Raw genomic sequence first — 19548 nt, 5'->3', positions numbered from 1 at the left:
GGCGGTCAGGGCAGGACGCGGTAGCCGGCCGCCTCGATCGCGGCGGCGATGTCGGCGCGGTCCACCGGCCGGGTGGCGGTGACGGTGGCCATGCCGCTGGCCAGGTCGACGGTGACGGTCTCGACGCCGTCGACGGCGGCGATCTGCTCGGTGACCGCCTGGCGGCAGTGCGCGCAGGTCATCCCGGTGACGCGGAAGGTGGTGGCGCCGATGAAGGTGCGCGGGGTGCCGGACAGCATGGGGAGCTCCTGGTGCGTGGGTGCGGCGTCGGTCGGGAGGAGCCTCGGCGCCGGGGTGGGTGCCTCTCACCGGGGAAATCGCCGGGATCTGTGCTGGGATCGGCCGGGTCAGTGCCCGTGCCCGTGCCCGTGCCCGTGCCCGTGCCCGTGGCCGGCGGTGCCGGCCGGGGGCTTGCCGCCGGGAACGGCGAGTGCGGTGAGCACGAACAGCGCGGCGAGGACGGCGGCGGTGACGGCGAACGCCCGGCCGTAGCCGTCGATGAGCCCGGCGGAGGTGGCGAGGTTGCCGGCGACGGCGGTGAGCGCGGCGACGCCGAGGGCGGCGCCGATCTCGTGGCCGGTCATCATCAGCCCCGAGGCCAGCCCGGAGCGCTCGGCGGGCACGTCGCTCATCGCGGCGACGGCGATGGCCACGAACATCGGGCCGACACCGGCACCGACGAGCAGGAAGCCGGGCAGCACGTGGGCGGCGTAGGAGGTGCCGCCGGCGCTCGTGGCCAGCAGCAGCACGCCGGCGGCCAGCACGACCAACCCGCCGAGGATGAGGGTGCGGGCGCCGAGGTGGCCGATGACCTTCGACGCAGCGGCGGCGGCGAGGGTGATCGCGGCGGCCAGCGGCAGGAACTGCAAGCCGGCCACGACCGGCGTCGAGCCCACGATGGCCTGCAGGTACAGCGAGGTCAGGAAGATCGCGCCGACCACCACACCGGTGACACCGGCCATCACCGCCGAGGCCGAGACCAGCGACCGCATCCGCCAGGTGGCCGGCGGGATGAGCGGATCGGCGGCGCGCCGCTCGAGCCGGGCGAACGTCGTGAGCAGGGCGGCGGCGGCGACCAGCGCGAGCCAGGTGCGCGGCGCGGCCCAGCCGGCCGAGCGGGTGGCCTCGATGCCGAACACCAGGGCCAGCAGCCCGCCGACCAGGGTGAGCGCACCGGGCACGTCGAGGCGGCGCAGCGCACCGGTCCTCGCGTTGCCGCGGGTCACGGTGCGCAGGGTGCCGAGCACGACGGCGATGCCGATCGGCACGTTGATGAAGAAGACCGCCCGCCAGCCCAGCGCGCTGGTCAGCGCCCCGCCGAAGAGCACGCCGGCGGCGATGCCGAGGCTGCCGACGGTGCCCCACACCGCGAGCGCGGTCTGCCGCTGCTTTCCGGCGTAGGCGGTCATGATGATCGACAAGGCGGCCGGGGTGAGCAGTGCCGCACCGGCACCCTGCGCCGCCCGGGCTCCGATGAGCGTGAGCGGGGTCTGCGCCAGACCGCTGACCAGCGACGCGGCGGTGAACAGGGCGATACCGGCGAGGGCCGCGCGGCGCCGGTCGAGCAGGTCGGCGATCCGGCCGCCGAGCAGCAGCAGCCCGCCCGACAGCAGCACGTAGGCGCTGATCGTCCACTGGTAGTCCGCGGCCGACAGGCGCAGGGACTCGCTGATGGACGGCAGGGCGACGTTCACCACCGACACGTCCAGGATGACCATGAACTGGGCGGCGATCATCAGCGCGAAGACCGTCCACGGCCGGCGCGGCTCGTCCGCGGCAGGTGCCGCGTGACCGTGGCCGCAGGCGTGCGGGTGCTGGTGAGCGGGCGCCGCCGGTTCGATGGTGGGGTGGGCCGACATGGCTCCTCCTCGAGGTGGGTCTGCGGGTCTGGCTGCCACGCTCGCCGCCGTCGAGGGCCCTCACGCCGGGAAAACCACCGGGATCGCGATCACGGGACCTGTCCGCCGCGGTCGGTACGGTCCCGTTCGTGCTGGCCGGACGGGATGCCGAACGCGCGGCGATCGCTGCGCTGCTCGGCGCCGCCCGCGCCGGGGCCGGCGGATCCCTGGTGATCCGCGGCGTGGCCGGGTCGGGCAAGTCGACGCTGCTGGCCGACGCGGTCAGCGCTGCGGCCGGCATGCAAGTGCTGCGCACGTCGGGGGTGGAATCGGAGTCGCCGCTGGCGTTCGCCGCGTTGCAGCGGCTGCTGTGGCCGCTGCGCGCCCGCCTGGACGCGCTACCGGCGCGGCAGGCCGCCGCGCTGGGCGCGGCACTGGGCGAGGCCGACGGCGAGGGCGATCGGTTCCTGGCGTTCCTGGGAACGCTGAGCCTGCTCGCCGACGCCGCCGAGGAGGCCCCGGTGCTGGTCGTGGTCGACGATGCGCACTGGCTCGATGACGCCTCGGCCGCGGCGCTGCTGTTCGTCGCTCGCCGGCTGCAGGCCGAGCGCGTCGCGCTGCTGTTCGCCGCCCGCGAGGGCGAGGGCTACGGCTTCGAGGCGCCCGATCTTCCCACCGCCGTGCTCGGTGGCGTGAGCGGTGCCGACGCCGAGGAGCTGCTGACCGCCCAGGGCAACGGTGAGGTCGACCCGGCGGTGCGCGACCGGCTGGTGACCGCGACCGGTGGCAACCCGCTCGCGCTCGGTGAGCTCGCCGCCGCGCTGACCGGTGACCAGCTGGCCGGGCGGGCGCCGCTGCCGACCCCGCTTCCGTTGACCGGCGGGGTCGAGCGCGGGTTCCTCGACCGGGTCCGTCGCCTGAGCGCGCCGGCCCAGCGGCTGCTGCTCCTGGTCGCAGCCGACGACACGGGCCGGCTGACCGTGGTCCGCGACGCCGCCTCGCGTCTCGACATCGCCGACGACGCCCTGGACGAGGCGGAAGGGATCGGGCTGCTCCGCGTCGACGGCGACACCCTGGCGCTGTACCACCCGCTGGTCCGCTCGGCGGTGTACCGGGCGGCCACCAGCGCGCAGCGCCGCGCTGCCCACCGAGCGCTGGCCGACGTCCTCGGCGCCGACCCCGACAGGCGCGCCTGGCACCTGGCCGCGGCGGCCGATCGGCCCGACGAGACGGTGGTCGGCGCGCTCGACGGCGTCGCCGAGCGCGCCGCCGCCCGCGGAGGACACGAGGCCGCCTCCGCCGCCTGGGCCCGCGCGGCCGAACTGACCGTCGACAGCGCCGCCCGCGGCCGGCGGCTGTTCTCCGCTGCCTCCTCGGCCTGGCTCGGCGCCCATCCATCGCACGCCGCCGGGCTGGCGGCCGCCGCCGCGGCCGACCTCACCCACCCGGTGCAGCGCGCACGGCTGCTGCTGCTGCAGGGCCAGATCGAGTGGAACACCCACTCCCTCGACGACGGCTACGACCTCGTCCTGGAGGCCGCCACCCTCGCCGCCACAGCCGACGAGGCGATCGCGCGGCCGCTGGCGATGCTCGCCGCGGCGCTGTCGGCGTTCGGGGCGCGCTCCCCGCGCCCGGTCGACCCCGCCACGCTGGTCGGCCAACCTCCCGCCGACGCACCGGCCACCGGCCGGGCGGCCTGGGAGCTGCTGCAGGGGTTCGCCGCCGTCGGCCGGCGGGACTGGGCGCACGCCGCGGCCGCGTTCCGGCGCGCGTTCGACCTGACCGACGCCGAGCCGCTCGACGGCGACCACGTGCTGCAGCCCAACCTCGGCATCGCCGCCTGGCTCATCGACGACGACGAGCGCAGCCTGCGGCTGCACGCCGAGCAGCTGACCGCCGCCCGCCGCGCCGGCGCGCTCAACATGGTCGAGCACGCCCTCACCCGCGGGTTCCCCGCGCAGCTGGCGACCGGGGCGTGGACGAGAGCCGCCGCAGCCGCCGCCGAGGCGCTGCCGCTGACCGCGAGCACCGGCTCCACTGGGCTGACCGCCCTGCCCACCGCGCAGCTGGCGGTGATCGCGGCCCTGCGCGGGGACGATGCCGCCAGCCGTCACCTCGCCGACGTCGCCGCGGTCCGCGCGGCGCACCCGGTCGGAATCACCGACAGCCTCGTCACCGACCTGGCGCACTGGGCGCAGGCGCTGCGCGGCGCCGACCGGCCCGCGCCCGCGCTGCACCACCTGGAGCAGCTGCAGAACCCGATGCTGCGCCGCATGGCCGCCCTGGACGTCTTCGACATCGCCGTCCGCGCCGGCCGGACCGACGTCGTGCGCACGTGGCTGGCCGAGGTCGAGCAGTTCGCCGCGGCCACCGGCATCGCCTCGGCGGTCGCCGTCACCGAGCACGGCCGCGCGCTGCTCGCCGACGGCCCGGACGCCGAGAAGCACTTCCTGGCCGGCCTCGATGCGCACGCCGCCTCACCGCGGCTGCCCGACCGGGCCCGCACCCAGCTTGCCTTCGGTGAGCACTTGCGGCGCACCCGGCGGCGGGTCGACGCCCGCGAGCACCTGCGGGCCGCGCTCACCGTCTTCGAGGAGCTCGGCGCCGCGCCCTACGCCGAACGGGCCGCCCAGGAGCTGCGCGCCTCCGGGGAAACCGCCCGCCGCCGCGACGTCACCACCACCACCGAACTGACCGCGCAGGAGCGCCAGGTCGCCGCACTCGTCCGGCAGGGCCTGTCGAATCGGGACGTCGCGGCGCGGCTGTTCGTGTCCCCCCGCACCGTCGACTTCCACCTGCGCAACGTGTTCAGCAAGCTCGGCGTGGCCTCCCGGGCGGAGCTCACCGCTCTTCCGGTCGACTAGCCGCAGGGCTCGGGCCTGCTCCGGCGCCGTGCGGGCGTCCGGAACCGACCTGGAGGTTCTCCCCGGGTGCCCGGACCGGCCGGCGCGACGTTCCCGGCCGGCACGTTCCCGGCCTGCCCTGGCAGACCTGCCGCGGCTCCGCTCTGCTCGCCTCCTCGGCGCTCACGCCCGGGCGCTGGCCGCCCGGCTCATCGCGGACGCCGCCGGGCCGCAGCAGCCCACCGGCCCGGCCCCGGCAATCCCGGCGGTTCTCCCGGCGTGACGCCGGCGGTCCGTTCCTAGCGTCGGCCTCAGCCCACCGAGCCACTGATCCGCGACCGACCGCGCACCCGAGGAGCCCTGGATGGCCCACCACCCCACCCCTGCTGCACGTCCCGCGCGGACCGGCCTGCTCGCCGGGCTGCTCGCCGCCGCGGCCGGTGAGATCGCCGCCTCCGCCACGCGCCGTGGCCGCTCACCGTCCTCCGGCCTGGCCCGCGGCCTGGTCGACGCCGCCCCCGCGATGCTCGTCGACGGCGGCGTCGCCCTCGTCGGCCGGGCCGACAAGCCCGGCCTGGCCGTGCTCGCGGCCGGTGCCAGCGGCCTCGCCGCCGCCGCTGGCGGCACCGTGGCCGGCCGTCGCCCGCTGCTCGGTGCCGCCGTGGCCGCTGCTCCGCACGCCGTCGGCGGCTACCTCGCGCTGCGCCGCGGCGACGCCTCGGCCCGGGACACCGCAGCCGCCACGGCCGCCGGCATGTTCACCGCCGCGGCCGCGGTCGCGGTCGCCCCGCTGACGGTACCGCCGTCGGCGGTGCTGGCCGCCGCCGCGGCGGCCACGGGCGCGGTCGTCGCCACGGACCGCCGCGCACGTCGCCGTGGCGCCGCCGCGCTGCGCGACCAGGTGGCGTTGCCGACCCCCGTCCGGTCGCTGCCGCCGGTGCCTGCCGCCGACGCGGCACCGCAGCCGGGCGTCGCCCCGCTCCTGGCCGAGCCCGGCGAGCTGGTCGTCATCGACGTCACCGTCCCCGAGCCGCGCACCGACCTCGGCACCTGGCGACTCGAGGTGGACGGCGAGGTGGAGCGGCCGCTGTCCCTGACCCTCCGCGAGCTCCTCGCCCTGCCCCTGGAGGAGCGCGACCTGCTGGTGATCTGCGTGCACAACCCCGTCGGCGGCGACCGGATGGGCTGCGCCCGCTGGACCGGCTTCGGCCTGGCCGACCTGCTCGAGCGGGCCGGCGTGACTGACGACGACGGCTGGCTGGTCGCCGAGGCCGTCGACGGCTACGCCAACGTGCTACCGCTGGCCGTGGCCCGCCGGCACGGCTTCCTCGCCGTCGGGATGGCCGGGCAACCACTGCCCCGCGAGCACGGCAGCCCCGCCCGCCTGCTCGTCTCCGGCCGGCACGGGCAGGACGGCAACCTCAAGTGGTTGCGGCGCCTGACCGTCACCGCGACACCTCCGCCGTCCTACTGGGGCTCGCGCGGCTGGACCGACGGCACCTACCCGGTGCACCCGGCCTCCCGCATCGACGCCCCCGGCCCGCATGCCCACATCCAGCCCGGCGAGGTCACCATCCGCGGCTACGTCTGGGCGCCGCCCATCGGCGTCGATCGCGTGCAGCTGCAGATCGACGGCGGCCCGTGGACCGAGGCCACCCTCGGCGTCGACCTCGGCCCGGACGCCTGGCGGCCATGGGCGGCCCGATGGGCGGCCACGCCCGGTACGCACCGGCTGCGCGTACGGTGCCGCACGACCACCGGCCAGTGGCAGGAGGAGGAGACCACAACACCCTTCCCGCACGGCGTACGGGGCCTCCACGCCATCACCGTCCACGTCGGCGGCAGTCCCGCCGGCCCGGCGCTGCGCCGGCTGGTCGGCCTGGGCGTCACCCGTACGAGCTGGGCGGTGCGGAGTGTCGCCGCATGGCGTCATCCCGAGCCCAGCGGTCCGGCCGCAGCCCGGCCCGCCGACCCAGCCAGCTGACCACACGCATCGCCACCCCCACCCACACCTCTCACTCCCACCGTTCTGCGCCGATCGCAGGAAGGGTGTTCCGATCAGCGCTCTGTCCCTGACCTCACAGGAACTCGCCATCGAGACGCTGCCCCTTGTCCGGGGGCGATTGCGGCAGGACCGCTCTGCGGCACCATCTCCGACGTGACCACCTTGCGCATCGCCCAGGACGACGCCGCCGACGAGCTGCTGAGCCGAGACCCGCTGGCCCTGCTGATCGGGATGCTGCTGGACCAGCAGTTCCCCATGGAGCGGGCCTTCGGGGCCCCGCGCCTGCTGGCCGACCGGCTCGGCGTGGACAGCCTCTCGGCCGAGCAGCTGGCGGCGATGGACGCCGAGGAGCTCGTGCGGGTGTTCCAGGGACCGCCGGCGTTGCACCGCTACCCCGGTTCGATGGCCGGCCGAGCCCAGGAGGTGTGCCGGACCCTCGTCGAGCGCTACGACGGCCGCGTGGAGGGGCTGTGGGCCGACGCACCCGACGGCGCCACGGTGCTGAGGCGGCTGAACCAGCTGCCGGGCTTCGGGGCGCAGAAGTCGAAGATCTTCCTCGCGCTGCTCGGGAAGCAGTACGACGTCACCCCGCCCGGCTGGCGGGAGGCGGCCGGTGACTACGGCGCCGACGGCTCCCGGCGCTCGGTCGCCGACATCACCGGCCCGGAGACCCTGGCCGAGGTGCGGGCGTTCAAGCAGGAGCAGAAGCGGGCCGCGAAGGCGGCGAAGCAGGTGACGACGGGCTGACCGGGGCCCCTGCACCGGGCCCCGCCCGGTGGCACCATGGGGGTGGTCCGGGGAGCCGGCGGGGCTGATCCCCCGCGGCCACCGGCCAGCGGAGGGAAGGGTGCCCGTGGCCTCGAGCCAGCAGTTCCCGCGGTCGCGCAAGCCGGAGCCGGTGCTGATCACCGAAGCTGCGCCGAGCCTGACCGACCAGCAGGCCGCCCGCAGGCGGCGCTACGTGATCACCATGGCGATCCGCGGTCTGGCGCTGATCCTGGCTGCCGTCTTCTACAAGATCGTCTGGCTGATGATCATCCTGGCGATCCTCGGCACGGTGCTGCCGTGGGTCGCGGTCGTCATGGCCAACGACCGGCCGCCCAAGAGTCGGACCCGCCTCGCCGGGGTGGATGCCCGGCCGGACCGGGTGCTGGAGAACCCCGCCCGGACGGGGCGCGTCATCGAGGGATAGCCGGTGAGGGCGGGCCGGCGCGCTCCGGGCTGACCGACCACCCCGGCCGCGCAGGTCACGACCGCGCCGGTGCGGAGCGCCGCCGCGACGGCGGCGGCCGCCGGGCGTCGGCGCCCTCGGCGGACAGGACCGGGCGGGGAGCGGTGCTCGCGCCCGGCACCCTGTCAGAATGGTCGCCGGGTGCGCCGAGCACCGCGGCGATCCCGGCCGCGCGGCCGTCGCACGACTGCACCGTCGAACAGGGAGACCGCATGAGCAGCAGCGACATCCTCGAGCGGCCGGACGTCCGCGACTCCGACACCGGCAACGCCAACGAGGTCTTCCACTACGTCAAGAAGAACAAGATCGCCGAGAGCGCCGTCATGGGCACCATGGTCGAGGCGCTGTGCGGCGAGGTCTTCCCGGTGACCAAGAGCCCCAAGCCCGGTAGCCCCGTGTGCCCGGCGTGCAAGGAGGTCTACCAGCAGCTCCGCAAGGAGTAGCGCTACCGCAGGCCGAGCCGGCGGGCCTCCTCGTCGAGCTTGGCCTGCCGCCGCTCCCGGCGGCGGCGCTCGTGCCGGCGCAGCGGCGCCGGCCAGCGGGCCTGGATGGTGGCGTTGAGCTCCGCACCCAGGAGCACCGCCATGCCGAAGAAGAAGCAGAACAACAGGGCGCCGATCGGTGCCGCCAGCGCTCCGTAGGGCAGGGCGGTGGTGAGGAAGCTGCCGACGTAGGCGCGCAGCAGCAGCGCGGCCACCAGGAAGAACCCGAGGCTGAGCAGCGCGCCGGGCAGGTGCCGACGCCACGGCAGCCGGTTCGGCAGGGTCACGTGGAAGAAGCTGGTGAGCGCCAGCAGCAGGCCGATCACCACGAGCGGCCAGTACACGGCGTTGATCAGCATGTCGGTGGTGCTCCGCCAGTCGGCCGGGACGAGGCCGACGAGCGTGCCGCGGCCGAGCACCAGGAGCGGGAGCGTCAGCACCGCGAGGAGAAGCCCGACGACGAACAGCCACAGCGCCTTCAGACGGGTGCGGATCGGGCCACGCACGTCGCGCTGGTCGTAGGCGATGACGATGGTGTTCATGAAGGTCGCGGTCGCCGAGGACCCCGCCCACAGCGAGACCAGGAAGCCGACGCTGACCACCTCCAGCCGGCCCGAGCCCAGGATGTCGGCCAGCGTAGGCCGTACCAGGTCGTCGACGACGTCGTCGGTCAGCACCTCGGACGAGGCGTTCAGCAGTTGTTCCTCGATCATCGTGACCGCGTCGTCGCCGATGAGGGAGCCCAGGTAGCCCAGCGAGCCGAGCAACCCGATGAGCAGCGGCGGTACCGACAGGATCTGCCAGAACGCCGCCTCGGCCGACAGGCCGATGATGCGGTCCTGCCAGGCCTTGGCCAGCGTGCGCCCGAGCACCTGCAGCGGCACCCGCAGCGGGGTCGGCCACCGGCGCAGCCGGGAGGGCGGTGGCACATCGGCCCGGGTTGCGCCGGAGGCGCCGGGAACGGGGGGCTCCGGCTCGTCCGCGCCGGCCCGGGCGGGCGAGCCGCTGGGGAGGACGGCGCTCACCTGCACAGTGTGCACGCCGCGCCAGCGGGGACCGGCGGGACTCCCGGCGCCGGCGCCCCGCGGAACGCCTCGGGCGGCCGGCGTCAGGCCGCCCGCGGACGCGGCGGGCGCCGGCCTCCGGGCGCGGGCGGGCCGCCCGGTGCGGTGCCCTCGGGGCCCGGCGGGGCCGGCTCCTCGGCGGGGACGCAGTTGATCACGGGTTCGGCGGCGTAGCGCGTGCGGAAGGGTTCCCGCTTGATCTCCGCACCCGTGTCCAGGTCGCGGAAGACGCGGGTCACCGTGATGTCGAACCCGGTCGAGCCGGACTGGGGCTCGCAGGTGGGGCTGTCCGGCTTGTTCTGCACGACCGGCTGGCGGATGTTGTAGCGCTCGCTGCTGATCGACTCGATCTCGTAGCGCGGGGTCCCGTAGAAGGTGACGGTGATGGTCCCCGGCGTCCAGGCGGTGTCGATGTAGACGCCCGTGTCCCCGTCGTTGCGCCACTTGAGGTCGATCGAGTCGTAGTAGACCGTCGCCTCGCGGCCGGCCGGGTAGCGGCTGATGTAGTAGCTGTGCGGCTTGTGGAAGACGTCCTCGAGACCGGCGAAGAAGACGGCGTTGAACATCGTCGTGGCGAACTGGCTGATGCCGCCGCCCACGGCGGTGGTGAACTCGCCGTTGTTGATGACGCCGGCCTCGACGTAGCCCTGCGCCAGACCGCGGGGTCCGGTGAAGCCGTTCAGGCTGAACGTCTCCCCGGGCATGACGATCGCGCCGTCGACCTCTTCGGCCACCACCCGGATGTTCGTCCCGCTGGCCGGGTTGCCGATGTTGGTGGTGAAGCTGGAGATCTCCTCCCGGATGCCGAGGGCCTCGGCCTCCTCGGTGGTGAAGTCCGCGGGGACAGGGCCCAGTTCGGCGGTGACGGTCCGGGGCGCGTCCTCGGTCAGCACCGGCAGCAGCTGCTCGGCCAGCCGAGCCGGCGCGATACCGGTGCCGTCGACCGACGGGACGACGCGCACCGAGCCGCCGGAGACGTCGAAGGTGGCGTCCTGCGCCGGGGCGCCGAAGACCGACAGCTCGTCGCCGAGCGCCGCCTGCAGCGACCCGGGGTCCAGCTCGACGGCGAGCTCGCCGTCGTCCTCGGGGGTGAAGGCGAGCGCGTCGGCGATCGCCGTCACCGGCACCTCGGCCGAGGTGGTGCCGTCCTGGCTCACGACCTGGACGGGCGCGGAGAGCGCGGGGGTGACCGTCTCCTCGAGGACGCGGCGGGCCTCCTCGGCGTCGACCCGGACGGGGGTCTCTTCCACGGGCAGCTCGATCGGCGTGCCGGGGTCCCCGCCGGAGGCCAGGGCGTCGGTGATCGCGTCGGCGGCGCCCTCCCGGTCGAGGGTCCGGCCGTCCACCGGCTCCACGACCGACGGCGTGGTGCCCTCGATGGCGATCGTGGCGTCCTGCGGAGCGCGGTCGACCTGTGCGGCGATGGCCTCGATCTGCGCGTTCAGCGCCGTCTCCTCGCCGGTGATCACCGGCTCCACCTCGCGGTCGGAGACGAGCGTGACCAGGCGCGTCCAGGGGTTGAGCGGCTGCTCCTCGGCCGCGTCCACGGTGCGGGGGACGTCGAGGGTGATGCCCGCCGTGGCGGGGGAGAGGGTGGCCGTCACGTCGGCGGCGGTGACGGGGTGGTCGGCCACGACCCGGGGGGCGAGCTGCTCCTCCAGCCGCTGGGCCGCCATCGCGGGGGAGAGCCCGCCGACGTCGACACCGGCGACGACGGTGTTCCGCGGCACCTCGCCGGAGGACGCGACCAGGTCGATGCCGTAGAGGGCGGCCAGCGCGGCCAGGACACCGGCGGGGACCAGGGCGGCGCGGCGCCGCCACCAGGGGCCGCGAGGGCCGCCGTGGTTCTCCTGTCCCGGCGGCGGGGGACCGGCGGCATCGGCGTCCTGGGTGGCCGGCTCGGGGGGCGCGGCGTCCGTGGCGTCCGTGGCGTCGTGGTCGTCGACGGGAGGGATGACGCCGGTTCGCGCGCTGTCGTCGTCCGCGGCGGGTGCCTCCGCGTCCACCGGGATGCGGCGGGTGCTGGCGGCGTCGTCGTCCACCGGGTCCGACCCGGTGGCGGCGTTCTCCGCGGTGACCGGGGACGCAGCGGGCGTGCCGGGCTGCCAGTCCCGGCCCACCGGACGGGTGTCGTCCGCCCCGGCCTGGTAGGCCGGGACCGAGCCCGTGGGCGGTGGTGGCCCGTCGCCGGCGTCGGGACGCATGCGCACCGTCTCGTCGGATGCGGGGTGGTGCTGGGACATGGGGGTTTCCTCCGGTCGCCGCCGACCGGGGGCCCCCACAGACGACGGAGCCGCCGGCCCGGCGCCCGCACGAGGCGGGACGTCGGACGCGGCGGCGTCGTCGGGTGAGGCGGTCATCGCGGGCGCGACGATAGCGCCTCTCTCACGCAGTTACGCGCTGCTCGCCCTCAGTGTCGATGATGTCGACGGCGATGTCACGCAGCTTGCCCTCGTACTCGCGGGCGTGGTGTCCGCAGAACACGAGGTCGCTGCCGTTGGCGAGCACGACACGGACCTTGGCAAGTGCGCCGCAGCGGTCGCAGTGGAAGGGCACGACCAGGTCGTCGGCGGCGGGGGTCGTCGTCAGCGTCTGGGTCATCTGGGTCATCACTCGCTCTCTACCGCACGGACCCGCGGCTGCGGATCGGCCTCCTGCACAGCGCCAGGATGGCCCCTCGGATTCCCGTTCCCGCCCGGTTCATCCCGGACTCGCCGAATGAGATGAGTCCGTAACACGCCGGGCGTGGGTGGAGCGGGTTCAGCAGGGGACGTCACTGGCTGGGACGGGTGGTGCACGTGCTGGTGATCATCTGCCGGGCCGTCGGGTGACCGGTCCGGCCGTGGGTCCGCTGCTGTTCTGACGGGCCCCACGCTACGCCGTCTACCCGACAGGTGTCGGCGTACACCGCCACCGGCACTCCGTGACCCGTCCGGGTCATGGCGCTGCGCGAGGCCGACGGCGGTGTCCGGGACCGGTGCCGGCGTCCTAGTCCAGGTAGTCGCGCAGCACCTGGGAGCGGCTGGGGTGGCGCAGCTTCGACATCGTCTTCGACTCGATCTGACGGATCCGCTCACGGGTCACGCCGTAGACCTGGCCGATCTCGTCGAGGGTGCGCGGCTGGCCGTCGGTGAGGCCGAAGCGCAGCCGGACCACGCCGGCCTCCCGCTCGGAGAGGGTCTGCAGCACGCTGGTCAGCTGGTCCTGCATGAGGGTGAAGCTGACCGCGTCGACGGCGACCACCGCTTCGGAGTCCTCGATGAAGTCACCGAGCTGGCTGTCGCCCTCGTCGCCGATGGTCTGGTCGAGGCTGATCGGCTCCCGGGCGTACTGCTGGATCTCCAGCACCTTGTCCGGGGTGATGTCCATCTCCTTGGCCAGCTCCTCCGGGGTGGGCTCGCGGCCCAGGTCCTGGAGCAGCTCGCGCTGGATGCGGCCGAGCTTGTTGATGACCTCGACCATGTGCACCGGGATGCGGATGGTGCGGGCCTGGTCGGCCATGGCGCGGGTGATGGCCTGGCGGATCCACCACGTGGCGTAGGTGGAGAACTTGTAGCCCTTGGTGTAGTCGAACTTCTCGACCGCGCGGATCAGGCCGAGGTTGCCCTCCTGGATCAGGTCCAGGAACGCCATGCCGCGGCCGGTGTAGCGCTTGGCCAGGGAGACCACGAGGCGGAGGTTGGCCTCCAGCAGGTGGTTCTTGGCGCGCTCGCCGTCGCGGACGATCCAGTTGAGGTCGCGGCGCATCTGCGGGGAGAGCTTCTGGCCCTCCTCCTCGGCCTGGCGCAGCCGCTCGGCGCCGTAGAGGCCGGCCTCGATGCGCTTGGCGAGGTCGACCTCCTCCTCGGCGTTGAGCAGCGCGACCTTGCCGATCTGCTTGAGGTAGGCGCGGACCGAGTCGGCCGAGGCGGTGAGCTCGGCGTCCTTGCGGGCCTGGCGGAGGGCCTCGGACTCCTCCTCCTCGTCCCACTCGAAGTCGGTGCCGCCCTCGGCGGTCTCCTCCTCGGCGGCGACCTCGACACCGTCCTTGCCGGTGACGACCGTCTCGTCGAGCTTGAGGCCCTCGGAGCCGGCGTCGACGACCGCGACCGCGCCGTCCTCGCTGGCCACCGCGGTGAGGACCGTGCCCTCGCCGGCCGCCGTGGACGGGGTGATCGCCGGCTTTGCGCGGCCCTTGGCCGCGGTCGTGGTACCGGCGGCCTTGGCCGGTGCCTTCTTCCGCGCAGCGGCCGGCTCGCCGGCCGGCTTCTTGGCACGGGTACCGGCTGCGGCCGTCCTGGCGCGCGGGGTGCTCGCTGCGGCTGCTTCCGGTGCTGGCTGATCGGCGGGCACTCAGGTTCCTTCCCGTGCTGGGTGCGTTCCCCGGGGGACCGTGTGGCCCGCGGGCAGCGGCTCCGGCCCTGTGCTCGGAGCGGGAGGGGACCCCACGGACCGGCGCGGCGTTTGGCCACGATCGGGTATGGGAATCCCTCCCGGCTGGAGCGCGGCGGGCTGGGGCTCCACCATTGTAACGACGTCGCCGGGTGAAACCAGCGCCTCGCACCCCGGCCCCTCGCTCCGAGGGGGCGGTCGGCTCACCCCGGGAGGGTCACCCGGCGCCGGGACGCCGCGGTCAGGCCTCGCCGCGCTCGGCCGCAGCCAGCGCGGCCCCGACGATCCCGGCGTCGTTCTGCAGCTCCGCGGGCACCACCGGGGTGCGCGTGGACAGCAGCGGGACCCACTTGTGGGCCTTCTTGCTGACCCCGCCGCCCACGATGATCAGGTCCGGCCAGACGCCGGCCTCCAGGACGTCGAGGTAGCGGTCGACGCGCTGCGCCCACTCGGGGTAGCTGAGCTCCTCCCGCTCCCGGGCGGCCGCGGAGGCGCGCTTCTCGCCGTCCTCGCCGTCGACCTGGATGTGACCGAACTCGGTGTTGGGCACCAGCTTCCCGTCGACGAACAGCGCGCTGCCGATGCCCGTGCCGAACGTGAGCATGAGCACCACCCCGCGCCGGTCGCGGCCGGCGCCGTAGCGCATCTCGGCCAGTCCCGCGGCGTCGGCGTCGTTCAGCGTCTCCACCGGGCCGGGGACGCGCTGGGCGACCCCCGCGGCGAGGTCCGTGCCCAGCCAGGTCTTGTCGACGTTCGCGGCCGTGTGCGCGACGCCCGACTTGAGCACCCCCGGGAAGGTCACCCCCACGCGTCCGGACCACCCGAACGACCCGACGATGCGAGCCACGACGTCGAAGACGGGCTCGGGCAGCGACGGCTGCGGCGTCTCGATGCGCAGCCGCTCCCCGATCAGCCGTCCCTCGTCCAGGTCGACCAGGCACCCCTTGATGCCGCTGCCGCCGATGTCCACCCCGAAGCCCTGCACGCCGACAGGCTAGTGGAAGGCCCCCTTCGCCCCCCGCAGCTCGCATGCTCGCAGCGGGCCCCGACGAGGGGTCCCCTCCCTGCGGCAGGATCGCCGCATGACCTCTGCGCACGCACTTCCCTCCGACCGGCCGACACCGGGCGCGCTGCTGGAGCTCGCGGTGACGGCCGCACGGGAGGCCGCCGCCCTGGTGGCCCGCGGGCGGGAGTCCGCCGGCGAGCACGTCACCACCAAGTCCAGCCCCGTCGACGTCGTCACGGCGGTGGACACCGCCAGCGAGGAGCTGCTGGTGCGGCGGCTGCTCGCCGCCCGGCCGGCGGACGGGGTGCTGGGGGAGGAGGGGGCCGCACGCGAGGGGACGAGCGGGGTGCGGTGGATCGTCGACCCGATCGACGGCACCGTGAACTTCCTCTACGGCATCCCGGCCTACGCCGTCTCGGTGGCCGCCGAGGTCGACGGGGTGGTGCGGGCCGGCGTGGTGCTCAACGTGGCCACCGGGGAGCTGTTCTCGGCGACGTCCGGCGGCGGCGCGTGGCTGGAGTCGCCCGGGCGGCCGCCGCGCCGGCTCACCGTTCCGACGCCGGAGGCGCTGGACCGGACCATGGTCGCAACCGGCTTCGGCTACCGGGTCGAGCAGCGGAGGGCCCAGGGCGCGGTGGTGGCGCAGCTGGTCACGCGCGTGCGGGACATCCGGCGGTTCGGCAGTGCCGCGCTGGACCTCTGCGCCGTGGCAGCCGGCCGGGTGGACGCCTACTACGAGCTCGACCTGAACCCGTGGGACCACGCGGCCGGCGCGCTGGTGGCCGCCGAGGCGGGCGCGGTGGTGACGGGCCTCGACGGCACGCCGGTCGGCGAGCCGATGGTCGTCGCGGTGGCCCCCTCGGTGGCCGAGCCCTTCCTCGCGCTGGTGTCCGAGCTGCACCGCTGACCGGCAGTGCGGCTCAGCAGTCCTCGGCGGCGCTCTCCGGCGCGGTGAGCGCCGTCTCGACCTCCTCGGGGGTGGCCAGGCTGTCGGGGAAGGTGAACTCGGGGCCGAGGACGAGGTCGACGACCGCGGTGGCCCGGGTGTCGCGGTAGTCCCCGACGCCCGGCGCGTGCACCGCGAGGAAGCGTGCGGCGTCGTTGCCCGGCGAGCCGTGGCGGACCTCCCCGACGCCCTCCACCTCGCGGCTGCTCGGGTCGTTCGCGACCTCGCTCACCGTGAAGCCGCGTGCGGCGAGCTCGTCGGCCACCGTCTGCGCGAGCCCGCCCTGGTCCGTGGCGTTGAGGACCCGCACCGAGACGGCTGCCGGGTCCAGCGACGGGGGCGCCGCCTCCGCGGTGGCGCACGCCCGCGCGTCCGCTGCCTGCTGCTCCCGGTCCTGCCGGACCACCGTCCACCACACGGCTCCGGCGGCCAGCGCGAGGACCAGCAGGAAGATCAGCGGGGGGAGCGGGCGACGGCCACTGCGCGGGCGCACCGGAGGCTGGACGGTGCGCTCGGTCACGGGAATGCTCCTCGGGCGGGATCCGGCAGGCGGGGGGCCGACCGGCCGGGACGGGACGGACGGCGCCGACGACTGGTGCGGACGGCTGTCAGCAGCGAGCTTAGGGGCGGACGGCGTCCCTAGATCGCACCGTCGTCCAGCGCGGCGCGTCCCCGCTCGACGCAGGGGTCGATCCGGTCGGCGTAGCCCGCCGTGTCCTTGCCCGCCATGGCTCCGGCGGCCGAGCGGGCGACGATGCCGGCGACGATCGCCGCGAACTTGAAGTAGGCGAAGCCCACGTACCAGGGCAGGTCGGAGAGGTCCAGGCCGCTGCGCTCGGCGTAGCGTGCCGCGACCTCCGCGCGGGTGGGGAAGCCCTCCAGAGCCGTCACCGTGCTCTGCCCGGCGACGCTCCGCTCCCCGGCCTGCGGCCAGTAGACGTGGAGCATGCCCAGGTCGGCCAGCGGGTCGCCCAGGGTCGACATCTCCCAGTCCAGCACCGCCCGGACGCGGCCGGGCACCTCCGGGTCGAGGAGGCAGTTGTCAAGCCGGAAGTCGCCGTGGACGATCCCGTGCCGCTGGGTGGTGGGCACGGTCTCCGCCAGCCGGGCGGCGAGGGCGTCCAACCCCGGACGCTCGCGGTCGCGGGTCGCCTCCCACTGCTGGGTCCAGCGACGCACCTGGCGGGCCATGAAGCCCTCCGGTCGGCCGAAGTCGCCCAGGCCCACCGCGACGTGGTCGACCGAGTGCAGATCGGCCAGGACGTCGACCAGGCCCTCGCCGATCGCGCGCCGCCGGGCGGGATCGTCGGCGTAGCCCTCCGGGATCCGGTCGATGACGTGCAGGCCGACGACGCGCTCCATCACGTAGAACGGCGCGCCCAGCACGCTCGTGTCGGTGCACAGGTGCAGTGTCCGCGGCACCGGCACCGGCGTGGGGACCAGCGCGGAGATCACCCGGTGCTCGCGGGCCATGTCGTGCGCGGTGGCCAGCACGGCGCCCGTCGGCGGACGCCGGAGGATCACCGCGTCGTCCGCGGACCCGCCCTCGGGCGTCACCACGTAGGTGAGGTTGGACATGCCCGCGGCGATCAGCTCGACGTCCACCGATCGCCATCGCTCCTCCCCGAAGACGGAGGCCAGGTACGGCCCGACGACGGCTGGATCAGCACCCGGGGGAGTCGCCACCGGCGCAGGGTAACCTCTGGCGCTCCGCCGCCCGCCCGGCCCTTCCCGGGCCCGATGTGTCACCTCCGCAGAGTCGGGCACAAATCGGGGCCGGACGGCGTTGGGGGGCTGCTGGCCACTCCGCGAGGAGAGGCCGGCGCAGTGGACGGGCGCCCGGTGAGGGACGCCCCACACCGACCCACCGGTCGCCCACCGGCGATCGGCCAGGACGACGGCGCGCACCCCGCGCCGCGTCAGACGAGCGGGCACGACGCCCGCGAGAACCCCGGAGGAGGGGCACACCCCATGGCCACCGACTACGACGCCCCGCGCCGCAACGAGACCGACGAGCTCGGCGAGGACTCGCTCGAGGAGCTGAAGGCTCGCCGGGCCGAGGCCCAGTCCTCGTCGGTCGACGTCGACGAGACCGACTTCAACGAGAACCTCGAGCTCCCCGGAGCGGACCTGTCGAACGAGGAGCTGACCGTCCGCGTCCTGCCCAAGCAGGAGGACGAGTTCACCTGCTCGCGCTGCTTCCTGGTGCAGCACCGCAGCCGTCTGGCCTCCACCCGCGGCGACCAGCTGCTCTGCCGCGACTGCGCCTGAAAGGACCCCCGTGCCCCCCGCCACTCGCAGGCTCGCGGCGGGACCCTGCACGGGGGCCGTTCCAGTACCTCACCTGGGGGACCGATGACCGAGGGGCCGCGGACCGGGGCGCCGCGTGACGTCCCACCGCCACGACCGGTGGCGCCGTCGGACGGCGCCGCGCCGGTCGAGGAAGGCCCCCTGGCGCGCGCCGGGCGGGCCGTCGCCGACGCCGTCGCCGGGCTGACCGGGAGCGGCGCCGACCGGGCGGCCGGAGGCGGCCTGCGCGACGTCGTCGGTGCCGTCGCCGGCGCCGTGGCCGGAGCGTTCGGCGCAGGGGGCAGCGGCCCGCCGACGCCCGGCCCGGCCGACGCCCGGGTTCCCGGCGGGGACGGCCGGGCACCTGGCGCCCTGCTGGGCGACCTCCTGGCGGCCGCGGTGCCCCGGCTGCCGATCCGTGACCGGGAGCGGCTGCGCGCCGCCCATCCCGGTCTCTCGGACGACGAGATCGCCGAGGCGCTCGTCCAGCGTGCCGGCCGGGCCACCTCCGGGATCGGCGCGGCCACCGGCGGGCTGTCCGCCGCGCACTGGTTCGCGCCGCCGTCGCTGCTCGCCGTGCCCCTGGAGCTGGGGGCGGAGACGGTGCTGGTGGCCGCGGTGGAGGTCGTCCTCATCGGTGAGCTGCACGAGCTGCACGGCCGACGACCTCCCGGGGACGCCGCCGCGCGCGCCCAGGCATACCTGGCCGGCTGGTCGCAGCAGCGGGCCGTGGCCGGCGTCGGCGCCGCGGGGCTCGGCTCCGTCCTGGGCACCGCCGGTATGCGCGCCCTGCGCCGGCGCATGACCCGCCGGCTGGCCGGTGCCGTCCCCGGCGCGGCCCCCTTCCTCGTCGGCGCCGCGCTCTCCGGCCGGGTCAACCGCCGGGCGACCGAGGGCCTGGCGCGCCGCGTCCTGTCCGACCTGCGCGGGCCCGGAGCGTGAAGGCGGGGACCTTATAGGGTCGCCGACGTGCCCGATCCCTCCGCCGAGCTGGACGTGCCCGTCCTCCTCACCGCACCCGACGCCGCCGTCCCGCGCTACGCGCTGGCCGGTGACGCGGGCGCCGACCTGGCAGCAGCCGAGGACGTCGAGCTGGCCCCCTTCGAGCGGCGGCTGGTGAGCACCGGCGTCGCGGTGGCCATCCCGGAGGGCTACGCCGGTTTCGTGCACCCGCGCTCGGGGCTGGCGCACCGGGTCGGGCTCAGCATGGTCAACGCGCCCGGCACCATCGACGCGGGGTACCGGGGCGAGATCATGGTCAACCTCATCAACCTCGACCCGGCCGCCCCGCTGCGCCTGTCGCGCGGCGACCGCATCGCGCAGCTCGTGGTGCAGCCGGTGGTCCGCGCGCGGTTCGTGCCGGTCCCCGAGCTGCCGCCCAGCGAGCGCGGCGGGGGTGGGCACGGCTCCACCGGCGGGTACCAGGCCGGTGCGGCCGGGTCCTCCGACACTCCAGCACCCGAGGGGAACTGA

Annotated in this window: 18 protein-coding genes; 9 read left to right on the top strand and 9 right to left on the bottom strand. The window is 75.3% G+C overall.

Annotated features, from left to right (window positions below; all coding sequences use genetic code 11):
- Nucleotides 1-5: 5 nt before the first annotated feature.
- Both ACI79Q_RS05965 and ACI79Q_RS05960 read right to left on the bottom strand, forming a co-directional pair.
- Nucleotides 6-239, bottom strand: a complete 234-nt coding sequence (locus ACI79Q_RS05965; RefSeq protein ID WP_456587741.1) for a heavy-metal-associated domain-containing protein — start codon at nt 237-239, stop codon at nt 6-8.
- A gap of 108 nt (nt 240-347) precedes the next feature.
- Complete coding sequence (locus tag ACI79Q_RS05960) at nt 348-1859, bottom strand: MFS transporter (protein WP_456587742.1); 1512 nt, start codon at nt 1857-1859, stop codon at nt 348-350.
- Nucleotides 1860-1987: 128 nt separating this feature from the next.
- Here ACI79Q_RS05960 and ACI79Q_RS05955 point away from each other — a divergent pair, with 128 nt between their 5' ends.
- From ACI79Q_RS05955 to ACI79Q_RS05935, 5 genes are all read left to right on the top strand, one after another.
- Nucleotides 1988-4702, top strand: a complete 2715-nt coding sequence (locus tag ACI79Q_RS05955) for an AAA family ATPase (protein ID WP_456612897.1) — start codon at nt 1988-1990, stop codon at nt 4700-4702.
- Between the two features lie 343 nt (nt 4703-5045).
- Nucleotides 5046-6665: a molybdopterin-dependent oxidoreductase gene (locus ACI79Q_RS05950; protein ID WP_456587744.1), complete on the top strand. Its 1620-nt coding sequence runs from the start codon at nt 5046-5048 to the stop codon at nt 6663-6665.
- Between the two features lie 174 nt (nt 6666-6839).
- Nucleotides 6840-7433 (top strand): HhH-GPD-type base excision DNA repair protein, encoded by a 594-nt coding sequence (locus ACI79Q_RS05945; RefSeq protein WP_456612895.1) that lies wholly within the window; start codon nt 6840-6842, stop codon nt 7431-7433.
- A 100-nt stretch (nt 7434-7533) separates the two neighbouring features.
- Nucleotides 7534-7878 (top strand): DUF3099 domain-containing protein, encoded by a 345-nt coding sequence (locus ACI79Q_RS05940; RefSeq protein WP_456587746.1) that lies wholly within the window; start codon nt 7534-7536, stop codon nt 7876-7878.
- A gap of 251 nt (nt 7879-8129) precedes the next feature.
- Nucleotides 8130-8360, top strand: a complete 231-nt coding sequence (locus ACI79Q_RS05935; RefSeq protein WP_456587747.1) for a DUF3039 domain-containing protein — start codon at nt 8130-8132, stop codon at nt 8358-8360.
- A gap of 2 nt (nt 8361-8362) precedes the next feature.
- Here the strand turns inward: ACI79Q_RS05935 and ACI79Q_RS05930 are convergent, their stop codons facing one another.
- From ACI79Q_RS05930 to ppgK, 5 genes are all read right to left on the bottom strand, one after another.
- Nucleotides 8363-9424: a YihY/virulence factor BrkB family protein gene (locus ACI79Q_RS05930; RefSeq protein ID WP_456587748.1), complete on the bottom strand. Its 1062-nt coding sequence runs from the start codon at nt 9422-9424 to the stop codon at nt 8363-8365.
- Nucleotides 9425-9507: 83 nt separating this feature from the next.
- Complete coding sequence (locus ACI79Q_RS05925) at nt 9508-11706, bottom strand: VanW family protein (protein ID WP_456614373.1); 2199 nt, start codon at nt 11704-11706, stop codon at nt 9508-9510.
- Nucleotides 11707-11848: 142 nt separating this feature from the next.
- A complete protein-coding gene (locus tag ACI79Q_RS05920; RefSeq protein ID WP_091930645.1) occupies nt 11849-12073 on the bottom strand; it encodes a DUF7455 domain-containing protein in 225 nt (74 codons plus the stop codon).
- Between the two features lie 378 nt (nt 12074-12451).
- Complete coding sequence (locus tag ACI79Q_RS05915) at nt 12452-13795, bottom strand: RNA polymerase sigma factor (RefSeq protein WP_456587750.1); 1344 nt, start codon at nt 13793-13795, stop codon at nt 12452-12454.
- Between the two features lie 280 nt (nt 13796-14075).
- Entirely contained in the window at nt 14076-14819 is a 744-nt protein-coding gene (ppgK, locus tag ACI79Q_RS05910) for a polyphosphate--glucose phosphotransferase (protein WP_456587751.1), read from the bottom strand.
- 97 nt (nt 14820-14916) lie between these two features.
- Between ppgK and ACI79Q_RS05905 the strand changes: the two genes are divergently transcribed.
- On the top strand, nt 14917-15747 hold the full coding sequence (locus tag ACI79Q_RS05905; protein WP_456614372.1) for an inositol monophosphatase family protein: 831 nt from the start codon (nt 14917-14919) through the stop codon (nt 15745-15747).
- Between the two features lie 13 nt (nt 15748-15760).
- On the opposite strand, the gene ACI79Q_RS05900 is transcribed toward ACI79Q_RS05905, so the two are convergent.
- Both ACI79Q_RS05900 and ACI79Q_RS05895 read right to left on the bottom strand, forming a co-directional pair.
- Entirely contained in the window at nt 15761-16306 is a 546-nt protein-coding gene (locus ACI79Q_RS05900) for a LytR C-terminal domain-containing protein (protein ID WP_456587753.1), read from the bottom strand.
- A 119-nt stretch (nt 16307-16425) separates the two neighbouring features.
- Nucleotides 16426-17472 (bottom strand): phosphotransferase family protein, encoded by a 1047-nt coding sequence (locus tag ACI79Q_RS05895; RefSeq protein WP_456587754.1) that lies wholly within the window; start codon nt 17470-17472, stop codon nt 16426-16428.
- 285 nt (nt 17473-17757) lie between these two features.
- On the opposite strand from ACI79Q_RS05895, the gene ACI79Q_RS05890 reads away from it, so the two are divergent.
- From ACI79Q_RS05890 to dut, 3 genes are all read left to right on the top strand, one after another.
- Nucleotides 17758-18057, top strand: a complete 300-nt coding sequence (locus tag ACI79Q_RS05890; protein ID WP_456587755.1) for a DUF4193 domain-containing protein — start codon at nt 17758-17760, stop codon at nt 18055-18057.
- Between the two features lie 138 nt (nt 18058-18195).
- A complete protein-coding gene (locus tag ACI79Q_RS05885; protein WP_456614371.1) occupies nt 18196-19017 on the top strand; it encodes a hypothetical protein in 822 nt (273 codons plus the stop codon).
- A gap of 27 nt (nt 19018-19044) precedes the next feature.
- A complete protein-coding gene (gene dut / locus ACI79Q_RS05880; protein ID WP_456596424.1) occupies nt 19045-19548 on the top strand; it encodes a dUTP diphosphatase in 504 nt (167 codons plus the stop codon).

This window comes from Blastococcus sp. SYSU DS0828, from assembly GCF_054050975.1.
Note: the sequence above shows the minus strand (reverse complement) of the source record. Positions and strands in the feature narration are given on the sequence as shown.

Bases quoted from the DNA above. Each gene is read 5' to 3' on its own strand.
- ACI79Q_RS05965 (WP_456587741.1), bottom strand. From the start codon at position 239: ATGCTGTCCGGCACCCCGCGCACCTTCATCGGCGCCACCACCTTCCGC.
- ACI79Q_RS05960 (WP_456587742.1), bottom strand. From the start codon at position 1,859: ATGTCGGCCCACCCCACCATCGAACCGGCGGCGCCCGCTCACCAGCAC.
- ACI79Q_RS05950 (WP_456587744.1), top strand. From the start codon at position 5,046: ATGGCCCACCACCCCACCCCTGCTGCACGTCCCGCGCGGACCGGCCTG.
- ACI79Q_RS05935 (WP_456587747.1), top strand. From the start codon at position 8,130: ATGAGCAGCAGCGACATCCTCGAGCGGCCGGACGTCCGCGACTCCGAC.
- ACI79Q_RS05925 (WP_456614373.1), bottom strand. From the start codon at position 11,706: ATGTCCCAGCACCACCCCGCATCCGACGAGACGGTGCGCATGCGTCCC.
- ACI79Q_RS05920 (WP_091930645.1), bottom strand. From the start codon at position 12,073: ATGACCCAGATGACCCAGACGCTGACGACGACCCCCGCCGCCGACGAC.
- ACI79Q_RS05905 (WP_456614372.1), top strand. From the start codon at position 14,917: ATGACCTCTGCGCACGCACTTCCCTCCGACCGGCCGACACCGGGCGCG.
- ACI79Q_RS05890 (WP_456587755.1), top strand. From the start codon at position 17,758: ATGGCCACCGACTACGACGCCCCGCGCCGCAACGAGACCGACGAGCTC.